At 45.0% G+C, this 9,938-nt stretch carries 7 protein-coding genes and 1 tRNA gene; 5 read left to right on the forward strand and 3 right to left on the reverse strand.

All coding sequences use genetic code 11. From position 1 onward, the window contains the following. Window positions 1–89: 89 nt before the first annotated feature. The gene (gene rhlB / locus KJ365_RS15115) at window positions 90–1,388 is read right to left on the reverse strand and encodes an ATP-dependent RNA helicase RhlB (RefSeq protein ID WP_214452514.1); all 1,299 of its coding nucleotides are present in this window, start codon (window positions 1,386–1,388) and stop codon (window positions 90–92) included. A 99-nt stretch (window positions 1,389–1,487) separates the two neighbouring features. Here rhlB and trxA point away from each other — a divergent pair, with 99 nt between their 5' ends. Together trxA and rho are read left to right on the forward strand one after the other, a co-directional pair. Then, a complete protein-coding gene (gene trxA / locus KJ365_RS15120; protein ID WP_214452515.1) occupies window positions 1,488–1,814 on the forward strand; it encodes a thioredoxin TrxA in 327 nt (108 codons plus the stop codon). Between the two features lie 290 nt (window positions 1,815–2,104). Further along, a complete protein-coding gene (rho, locus tag KJ365_RS15125; protein ID WP_214452516.1) occupies window positions 2,105–3,370 on the forward strand; it encodes a transcription termination factor Rho in 1,266 nt (421 codons plus the stop codon). A 43-nt stretch (window positions 3,371–3,413) separates the two neighbouring features. Here rho and KJ365_RS15130 read toward each other — a convergent pair whose 3' ends face one another. After that, complete coding sequence (locus tag KJ365_RS15130) at window positions 3,414–4,472, reverse strand: SMP-30/gluconolactonase/LRE family protein (RefSeq protein WP_214452517.1); 1,059 nt, start codon at window positions 4,470–4,472, stop codon at window positions 3,414–3,416. After that, window positions 4,472–7,798, reverse strand: a complete 3,327-nt coding sequence (locus tag KJ365_RS15135; protein WP_250884279.1) for a S41 family peptidase — start codon at window positions 7,796–7,798, stop codon at window positions 4,472–4,474. Before KJ365_RS15135 ends, KJ365_RS15130 begins: the two co-directional genes overlap by 1 nt. A gap of 326 nt (window positions 7,799–8,124) precedes the next feature. Between KJ365_RS15135 and purE the strand changes: the two genes are divergently transcribed. The 3 genes from purE (at window position 8,125) to KJ365_RS15150 (ending at window position 9,869) form a co-directional block, all read left to right on the forward strand. Further along, complete coding sequence (purE, locus tag KJ365_RS15140; protein WP_214452518.1) at window positions 8,125–8,610, forward strand: 5-(carboxyamino)imidazole ribonucleotide mutase; 486 nt, start codon at window positions 8,125–8,127, stop codon at window positions 8,608–8,610. Further along, on the forward strand, window positions 8,610–9,755 hold the full coding sequence (locus tag KJ365_RS15145; RefSeq protein ID WP_214452519.1) for a 5-(carboxyamino)imidazole ribonucleotide synthase: 1,146 nt from the start codon (window positions 8,610–8,612) through the stop codon (window positions 9,753–9,755). The genes purE and KJ365_RS15145 overlap by 1 nt, the downstream gene beginning before the upstream one ends. Before the next feature lie 38 nt (window positions 9,756–9,793). Further along, a tRNA-Thr gene (locus KJ365_RS15150) sits at window positions 9,794–9,869 on the forward strand. Window positions 9,870–9,938: the final 69 nt, after the last annotated feature.

Below are 9,938 nucleotides of genomic sequence, written 5' to 3' on the forward strand. Positions count from 1 at the left end.
AAACTATTAGAACCGAGGTCAACCGCGGCATAGTACTCGTCCTGTGTTGTGGACAACTGATATGTATCCATCGGCGCGCTCAGATAGACTTAGCTTGGTTTTCTTGCTGGACGGCGACGATTGGTATCTTTGCGCGGTCCTTTTGTATTACGGGGGCCAGAGCGCCCATTCGAGGGTCTACCACGTGGCGATCGTGGACGCATTTTAGGCGGTTTAACATCCTCTAATAAATGCAAAGGATTGTAGTCAGTAACCGGTATATCGTGCCCTATGTATAATTCTATTGCCGTGAGGTTTTGCGCATATTTTTCGCAAGCAAAGCTGATGGCAATACCTAACTCTCCGGCTCTACCGGTTCGTCCGATTCTGTGGATATAGTCTTCCGCATCGTCGGGCAAGTCATAGTTAAATACATGAGTCACTTTATCGATGTGTAATCCACGTGCAGCTACGTCTGTAGCCACTAGGATATCAAGGTTGCCCTTGGTGAAGTCTTCCAAAATTGTCAGGCGTTTCTTTTGCTGCACATCGCCGCTTAATAACCCAACGCGGTGACCATCACCTTCAAGCCATCCGGCAATCCATTCACAATCATTTTTGGTGTTGGCAAACACAATCGCCTTATCTGGCCATTCTTCTTCCATAAGCGTGAGCAATAAAACGGGCTTATCTTCGTTTGACGGATAAAACAATTCTTCAGAAATACGTGAGTTACTTTTGGTTTCTGGCGTAACTTCAACACTGATGGGGTTATTCATATGCTCGTACGCTAACTCTTGTACACGATAACTCAGCGTTGCTGAAAATAGCATGTTCAAACGTTGTTCAGGCGCTGGCATGCGACGGAACAAATAACGAATGTCTTTAATAAAGCCTAAATCAAACATGCGATCTGCTTCATCAAGTACTGCAACCTGTATATTTTCAAGTGAAAACACGTCTTGCTTGTAGTAATCAATGATACGGCCACACGTACCAATGAGAATATCTACCCCTGCTTGCAAAGATTCCCGTTGAGTTTCGTAACCTTCGCCCCCATAAATGACTGCAGACGATAATCCGGTGTGTTTACTAAGCAATAATGCGTCGTTATGAATTTGCACAGCAAGTTCACGCGTTGGTGCCATAATAATCGCACGCGGACCGTGTTTCGTGTTTTCTTTCGGATTGTTAAGCAAATAATGAAAGGTCGCCACAAGAAAGGTAATAGTCTTACCTGTGCCTGTTTGTGCTTGACCTGCTATATCGTTCGCTGAAAGTAATTGCGGCAAACTCATGTCTTGTATCGGAGTACATTGAGTTAAATTTGCTTCATCCAGCGCCTTTAGCACTAAAGGATGGATCGGAAGTGATGAAAATAACGTATCGGTTAAATGTGTAGTTGGCATAGCTAATAGCTTATCATTGCTTGCATTGAGAACCGGATCTATATAACACTATTAGACAAATCTGAAAAGTACAGACTAGTTTCTAAATTGGAGAAAAGAATGAGCGACAAAATTATCGCACTAAGTGACGAAAAGTTCGAAGCCGATGTTATCAATGCATCTGGTCCTGTTTTAGTTGATTTTTGGGCAGAATGGTGCGGCCCGTGTAAGATGATTGCTCCCATTCTAGATGAGATCGCAACCGAATATGATGGCAAGGTAACAGTTGGAAAGCTGAATGTCGATGAAAATAATGAAACACCACCTAAATATGGCATTAGAGGTATCCCTACCTTATTGCTTTTCAAAAATGGTGGCGTTGCAGCAACGAAGGTTGGTGCCCTTTCAAAGACGCAGTTACAAGAGTTTCTTGACGAAAACATCTAAGCTCAGTGTAACAAAGACGGTCAACTAACCTAGTTTGGTTGACCGTTATTTTTAGTTTTATGCTAAATATCCTGTAACACTGGACGATAACTGAAATAGGTGCTACCTTTACCTTACTCACCAAGTGTAATCGCTTCGCCCTAGGGCATCTCAACTTTTATATCGCACGATAATTACACGTGTAACTGAGCGCCTTATTCGCGATACTGATTATTAACGTAAACAAATCATAACTTTCTAACTCGCAGATCAACATTCCGTTGCCTGTAAAAACTCAAAGACCCACCAAAATGAATTTAACCGAATTAAAAGAAAAACCCATTAGTGAACTTGTTGCTTTAGCTGAAACGATGGGCCTTGAAAACCTTGCCCGAGCGCGTAAGCAAGATATCATATTTTCAATTTTAAAAGCGCATGCAAAAGGCGGCGAAGATATCTTCGGCGACGGCGTGCTTGAGATTCTGCAAGATGGCTTTGGCTTTTTACGCTCCAGCGACTCGTCATATTTAGCTGGGCCTGATGATATTTACGTATCACCGAGTCAGATAAGACGCTTCAACCTGCGCACGGGCGACACAATATCTGGCAAGATTCGTCCACCTAAAGATAGCGAACGATATTTTGCACTTTTAAAGATTCGCGAAGTTAATTTCGACAAACCTGAAAATTCACGTAGTAAAATCCTTTTTGAAAACCTTACCCCATTGCATGCGAATCAACGTTTACGTATGGAGCGTGGAAATGGGAGTACTGAAGATATTACCGCTCGCGTTTTAGACTTGGCATCGCCAATTGGCTGTGGTCAGCGTGGTTTGATTGTTGCACCGCCAAAAGCGGGTAAAACATTATTGCTGCAAAATATTGCTCAATCGATTGCCGCCAATCATCCAGAGTGTCTCTTAATGGTATTGCTGATAGACGAGCGTCCAGAAGAGGTGACCGAAATGCAGCGTTTGGTGCAGGGTGAGGTAATTGCATCCACATTCGACGAACCAGCAAGCCGCCATGTTCAAGTGGCTGAAATGGTGATTGAGAAAGCTAAACGTTTAGTTGAGCATAAAAAAGATGTTGTGATCTTGCTTGATTCTATTACACGACTAGCGCGTGCATACAACACTGTCATCCCATCCTCTGGTAAGGTGCTTACTGGTGGTGTAGACGCAAATGCTCTGCATAAGCCTAAACGTTTCTTTGGTGCGGCGCGTAATGTAGAAGAGGGTGGTAGTTTAACGATTGTTGCTACGGCACTTATTGATACCGGCTCTAAGATGGATGAAGTCATCTATGAAGAGTTTAAAGGTACCGGTAATATGGAGCTACATCTGAATCGTAAGATTGCAGAAAAACGCGTTTTCCCTGCGATTGATTTCAACCGCAGTGGTACACGTCGTGAAGAGTTGCTGACTAAACAAGACGAATTACAAAAAATGTGGATTTTGCGTAAAATCGTCCATGAAATGTCAGAAATTGACGCGATGGAATTTCTCATCAGCAGACTGTCGATGACTAAAACCAATGACGAGTTTTTCGATTCGATGAAACGTCAGAAGGGATAGACGTTTTTAGAATATAAAAAAGCCGCTTGCGGCTTTTTTGTTGTTAGGGTTGGGTAAAAACACCAATACCATCGCTATGCAAAGATCCTAAGTACAACTTCCCCTGATGCTCGTAAGCTGCGGTTATCGCTGTATAAGCCTCCTGCGTTTGATAGTTTGCAACCACGTTACCACTAAGGTCAAATCCCAGTACAAAGCCATAAAACGTTTTAGGTGCGATCCACTCGGTAGGAACCGATGCAAGAATGCGTCTTAGCTCAGGCAGGGGCGCTAGAGATTCTACTCGCCAGTCGCGCAGACTGACCATCCCAGCCCAAAAGATGCCATCATCATTAAAGCTTAAATTATCAGGCATAGCCGGAAGATTGTTGGCAAAAATGGTGGTTTCTCCCGCAAGTCGACCGCGCAGATGATATTTTAATATGCGTGATTTACCTGTTTCGGCCACAAGCAAGTATTCATCGTCTGGCCCTAAGGCCACGCCATTGGCGAAAAATAAATTACTCATGATACGCACCGTGTCGCCGGTTTGTGGCGAATATTTATAAATGCTCCCGGTGGCGCTGGCTTCTAAAAAATCAAATAAATAATTGTCTAAGGTATAGCGTTCACTTGCATCAGAAAAGTAAATATCACCATTATCTGCGATATCATGATGGTCAATAAAACGCAGTAGGCGGCCTTGATATTGATTGACTAATACCGATACTTCACCGCCAAGTGTTACTTTAAGTAGTCCCTTCATAGCATCTGACACAATTAAATCGCCGGCACTGTCGACACGAATTCCAAGCGGACGGCCACCCGTATTTGCTACCACCGTGATGTCATTTGGTGAATCAACATTAAAGCTGACGATGTCGCCTGAAATTAGCCCCGTGTATACGGTGCCATCATCAGTAACGACAAGGTCTTCAGGCTTCGCTAAGCGACTCGCACCAATAACTTCAAGACTATTTAGCGCGTCATTTACACCAAACATGTTTTTTAGGCCTGCATCTGCATCGGGCTCCCAGATCACTGGGCGGATGGGGGATATCGCATAAAGGGCTATTAAAGCGATTAATAGCGCCAATATGAAATAGGAGAATATACGTCTCACTAATTAACTCCTGCATTAGGCAAGATATCGTCTGCTGCCTGCTCAACGGGGCCAAATGGCTTAGGCTCAAGTGCTTTAATAGGCTGAGCTTTGAGTTTTTCTTGTAGATAAGCCAAGGCCGCTTGAAGCTGAGCATCTTCGCCATTAAACGTGGCGTGGGGATAATTTCTGACTTCTATGTCGGGGCTAATGCCTTCACCTTCCGTTATCCATCGCCCGTCCATAGCAAATACAGGGAATTCAGCCACACGCGCAATACCGCCATCTGTTGCACGGTTGCCGCCGCTTAGCCAAACACCGGCACCGGCTGTTTTACGACCGATGACCGTGCCTAAGTCTAACGCTTTAACGCCCGCGGTAAAGGTCTCACCATCGGAATAGGTGAACTCATCAGCTAGCACGACCAAATGCCCTCTAAATGTTTGCTGCATATTGGTTTGATTAAGGCCATTTGTCGAATGCCAAAACGACCATGCTCTGCGAAGAAGCTTTTCGATAATCACGCTATCGATGTTTCCGCCGCGGTTGCGTCTAACATCAATAATCAAACCCGGCTTGTCGTATTGCGCATAAAAGTCCCGCGCAAAGCTTGCTATATCGCGACCGCCCATGGCGTACAAGTGCAAATAGCCAATATCAGGGTTTTGCGCGGTGACTTGCGATAACTTCGTATTGGTCCAATCGTTATAGCGATAAATCGCTTCTCTGCCACTGCTTTGAGGGATGACAATGGTTTTGTGTGTGTCGCCATCGCGCACTAAGGTCAGCAAGGTTTGTTGACCAGCTTGATTAACTAATTGCTGCATAAGCTCTGCAACAGTATCAATCTCTTGGCCATTAACATGGGTGATCAGATCACCATTTTGAGCATCTACCCCTGGTTGCGCAAGGGGTGGCGCGGCCTCTAAGATTTCAGCATCAAATTCATATATCTTTCTGATTTGAACACCGCGATCGGTATCTACGAACACACCCCCTAGCGAAGCGTATGAAGGTGCATTTTCAGCGCGTGCTATGTCACCCCCTCTTACTTGTGAGTGCAGGGCGTTTAGTTCACCCATCATTTGCTCAAAAATGTCATTTAGCTCAGAGCGCTCAGTGACTCGTGCGAGTAAAGGTGCGTATTTTGCCTTTGTCTCAGCCCAGTCAATTCCGCGCATATTAGGATCAAATAGCGAGTCACGATGCATCAGCCATGCGTCTTTGAAAATCTGTTGCCACTCCATACGCGGTTCGATTACTAAATTCCAAGCATTCAGTTTTACCAGCGCATCATCAGCCTTTTTAGGGAAGTCAGGCTTTGCAGGAACGATATACATTTTAGCGCTGGTGCCTCGACCTTTTTGCACCAATAAATGCTCAGTATTGCCCGAAAGTTGAAATGCGCTTACCCCTGAAGTAACGGTTTCAGGCTTTTTGTCATGACCAAACGCTAGACCTTGCAACTCGTCACCGTTGCCATCGCTGTCTTTCAACCAAAATAAGTGACTTTCGGTTGCAACCAAGTCACTGTAATCACCCGCTGGGACCGGTAGCTGCCATAGGCGCTTATCAATTCCCTGCCATTCAATGCTTGGAGCGTCTGTATTTTCTTCATCTTCATCTTCATCTTTATCTTTATCTTCACTTTTCTCCTTGCCCGCGGTTAATTCGGTAGGCGGCGCAAAAGGAAATACGGCTTGCTCGTTAAGGGCAATAGCAAAGATAAGCGTTCTGTCTTCAAAAGCCTGCCCCATATTTCTGTCGCCCCATGGCGAGCCCGGGTTTGGGTTAAATGAACGGTCTGATAAAAAGTAAAGCCATTGCCCGTCACGACTAAATGCAGGTGCGTATGAAGCGTACTTGTCTGTGGTGAGCAATTGTGAGTTTGAGCTTTCTAGATCTCTTAAGTAAATCCTCGGACGCTCGTTGTCTGCATCAAGGTAGCCAAAGCTCAGCCATCTGCTGTCTTTTGAAAATGCAATATCATCAGGCGTAGCGCCTAAGTTATCGAGCAATAGAGTGTTTTTTGCTGATTCAATATCCAATAAAAACAAGTTTCCATCTTTGTCAGCATGCACGAGTGATTCGCCATTTGGCGATAGCCAAAGTCCTGTGCGCAAAACCTTGCCATCATCAGTCAGTTGTTTCGCGGTGCTACTACCGTCTGCATTAAACTGCCAAATTTCATACTCTCCAGTGCGATCGCTGACGCTATAAACATGCTTATTGTCTTGGCTAAGCACTGCATGGCGATTTCTTGCACTTTTATCTGAGGCGATATTTACCAGCCGGCTAACATCATTATCGGCAACCGCCATGCGACCTCTTGCCGTAATTACTACCTTTTCACCGTCGTTAGCTAAGCTTGCGCTTTCAAGGTATTGCAAAGGCTCATTAACATACTTTGTTTTGAGATGGGCAAAATCAGATTGCAGAGTAATATCAAAACGACTTGTTTGGTTGTTCAAGAGATTAAACGCTTTAATATCAGCGCCATGTTGAAACACCATTTGATTGCCGTGTAGATAAATGGCTCTAACTGCAAAGTCATCAAAGCTGGTGTGCGGTCGAATATCACTTCCATCTAACTCCATCGACCAAATGTTGTCGATGCCGCCAGCGTTGCTTAAAAAGAACAGTCGTCCACCATAAAGCATCGGGCTTCTGACAGAGCCTTCATGCGCGGCAGTCAAATGCACCGCTTCGTCATTTGAGTCAAGGTCAAAACGCCATAGTTCGCCGCGCGCGCCGCCTTTGTAATGGTTTGCATTATCGGTGGAGACTTGTAAGCCAAACTGCGTAAAAAACAAGGTATTGTCGTTGTTTGAAATAACACCTTCAACGGCATCCGACACGGGGATAGTGCGTGTTTTTAATGAATCAATATTGAGTGTTTTGAGTACCCAACTATTGTGCATACCTAGCTCGCTCAACGTGCTATATAAAACCTCTTTGTTATTTTGCCAACCATGCAGTTTAATGTTGCTAAGTTCAAAACTAACTTGACGGCTCTTTCCACCGTTGATTGGCATCACATGGATGCCTGGGCCAGAACCATAGTTGGCTACAAAGGCAACGTTACTCCCATCTGGCGATATAGTCGCTGCCGTTTCTAACCCTACTTGTGTGGTGATGCGCGTTGCCAACGTCGTTTCGCTGCCATTCACATTTGCTCGCCAAAGATCACCTTCGGAAGTGAATATTAAGGTGTTTTTGTGTAGTGCCGGGTCGCGCAAATATGCTTGCGTTGCCTGCGCAAAACTTGCAAACGTCATACAACATAATGCGGTCGATATGGTCAGTAAAAAGCGGCGGTTTAACTTCTTTGTTGCGATGGTTTTCATGGATGCTGTCTCATCGGAATAATAGTTATTGGACTTATAGGCTCATTCAATACTTTTCATAACCCTAAATATCAAGGAGCGGTTCCTTTATTTGCCAAGAGCATAACGGTGATATGGTCATGCTGTCAAAGTAACACGCACTTTTGTGCTTGCGAACTTCCAAACGCCCTAGATTTTGCAGGCCCAGTGGCGTTTTGAGATAAATTAAGCGGTTAAATCCTCTAAAAGAACAAGCAGGTATCGCTCTTTTTGTTGAATTTGCTTATAATCAACGGTTTCCTCTTCCACTTTCGCGTGGGTTTCACAAATTATTAAGAAGGTAATACATGGCTCACGTCGCTATCGTAATGGGTTCTAAATCTGATTGGCCGACTATGCAGCACGCCGCTAGTATGCTCAAGTCGTTAGGGGTAGCGTATGACGCAAAGGTCGTATCAGCGCATCGTACTCCGCATTTACTGACGGAGTTTTCTGAGACAGCAGCAGATAATGGCTATCAAGTCATTATTGCCGGTGCCGGCGGTGCAGCGCATTTACCAGGCATGATTGCTGCTCATACACATCTACCTGTGTTGGGTTGCCCTGTGCGTTCAAGTCAGCTCAATGGTTTAGACTCGTTGCTCTCGATTGTGCAAATGCCTAAAGGCGTTGCCGTTGGGACGTTAGCTATAGGAGAGGCGGGTGCAGCAAATGCGGGATTAATGGCGGCTCAAATTATCGCGCTTAATGACCAAGCGATAAAAGATAATATTATTGCTTTTAGACAGCAGCAAACCCAGACCGTTTTAGCGAACCAAACCTTGGAACTGTAATGAAAGTATTGGTGTTTGGCGCGGGCCAACTCGCGCAAATGATGTATTTGGCAGCGGTACCATTGGGGGTTGAGGTGTACGCGGTAGACGTCAATGCGCGTGAAGTTGTCAATCCCATTACCAAGCAAAAATTAGATATGAGTATTGAATATGCAGTATCTGATGTGAGCGTGGTTACCGCTGAGTTCGAACACGTCCCTGAAGACTTGCTCGGCTTGGCTGAAAAGAGTGGGAAGCTCACACCGAATATGGCGGCGATTTTGACAGGCGCAGATCGTGTCCGTGAAAAGCGAGTGTTACAAAGCAGTGATATTGCCAATTGCCCGCATCATATCATCGATAATATCGAACAATTAAATAACAGTATTGCTTCGCTTGGCGATAAATTAATCTTTAAAGCGAGTCGAGACGGTTATGATGGTTATGGTCAATGGCGTTACACAGCGCCAGAAGACTTGCCCAAACTGCAACAAGCGTTCAGCAGCTTAGACTTATCGCAAGTACCTTTGGTCGCTGAGAAGATGCTGAACTTCGATAGGGAAATATCCCTGATTGGTGCACGAGACGCTCAAGGTAATACAGCTTGTTATGAAATTGCAGAGAACCTCCATTATGAAGGACAGCTGCATGTCTCTATTGCGCCGGCTACCGCGCTCAATGCAAAAATTAAACAAGATGCACAAGCTATTTTTGACCGCCTCGCTAATGCGTTGTCGTATGTGGGGGTGTTATCGGTCGAAATGTTTCAAATGGGTGAACAGCTCATCGTAAATGAAATTGCTCCACGGGTGCATAATTCTGGTCATTGGACACAAAAGGGTGCCGATACCTGCCAGTTTGAGCAACATATGCGAGCGGTCCTTGGTTTCCCGCTAGGTGATACGCAAACTCATGGCGTAACGGCGATGGTGAATATTATTGGTTGCACAAGTTTTAGCCGAGAGCTAATCAGTATCCCAGGTTGTCATCTGCATTGGTATGGCAAGGAACTTAGAGCAAAGCGCAAAATGGGGCATATCAATGTGGTTGCGCCTTCTTATTTTGCTTTGGGCGAAAAGCTGATGCTGTTGCTTGAATACTTGCCCGCAGAGTATTTTCCTTTGCTAGAGAAAGAAGCAATAAGATTGAAGTCACTTGACGCTTGACAACTGCGTGCAAATTCCTAAACTTGCGGTTCTAGTGTGCCGACTTAGCTCAGTTGGTAGAGCAACTGACTTGTAATCAGTAGGTCGCCAGTTCGATTCCGGCAGTCGGCACCATTTTCCACACTAGCTAAAATTTCCAAATTAGCAGCTTAAAATAAGTCAGCTCGAACTAGCCACCTACTG

The organism is Glaciecola sp. XM2, from assembly GCF_018595715.1.
Lineage (GTDB): Bacteria > Pseudomonadota > Gammaproteobacteria > Enterobacterales > Alteromonadaceae > Glaciecola.

Excerpts from the sequence above, each read along its gene's own strand:
- trxA (WP_214452515.1), top strand. The coding sequence starts at position 1,488 with ATGAGCGACAAAATTATCGCACTAAGTGACGAAAAGTTCGAAGCCGAT.
- rhlB (WP_214452514.1), bottom strand. The coding sequence starts at position 1,388 with ATGCCAACTACACATTTAACCGATACGTTATTTTCATCACTTCCGATC.
- purE (WP_214452518.1), top strand. The coding sequence starts at position 8,125 with ATGGCTCACGTCGCTATCGTAATGGGTTCTAAATCTGATTGGCCGACT.
- KJ365_RS15135 (WP_250884279.1), bottom strand. The coding sequence starts at position 7,798 with ATGAAAACCATCGCAACAAAGAAGTTAAACCGCCGCTTTTTACTGACC.
- rho (WP_214452516.1), top strand. The coding sequence starts at position 2,105 with ATGAATTTAACCGAATTAAAAGAAAAACCCATTAGTGAACTTGTTGCT.
- KJ365_RS15145 (WP_214452519.1), top strand. The coding sequence starts at position 8,610 with ATGAAAGTATTGGTGTTTGGCGCGGGCCAACTCGCGCAAATGATGTAT.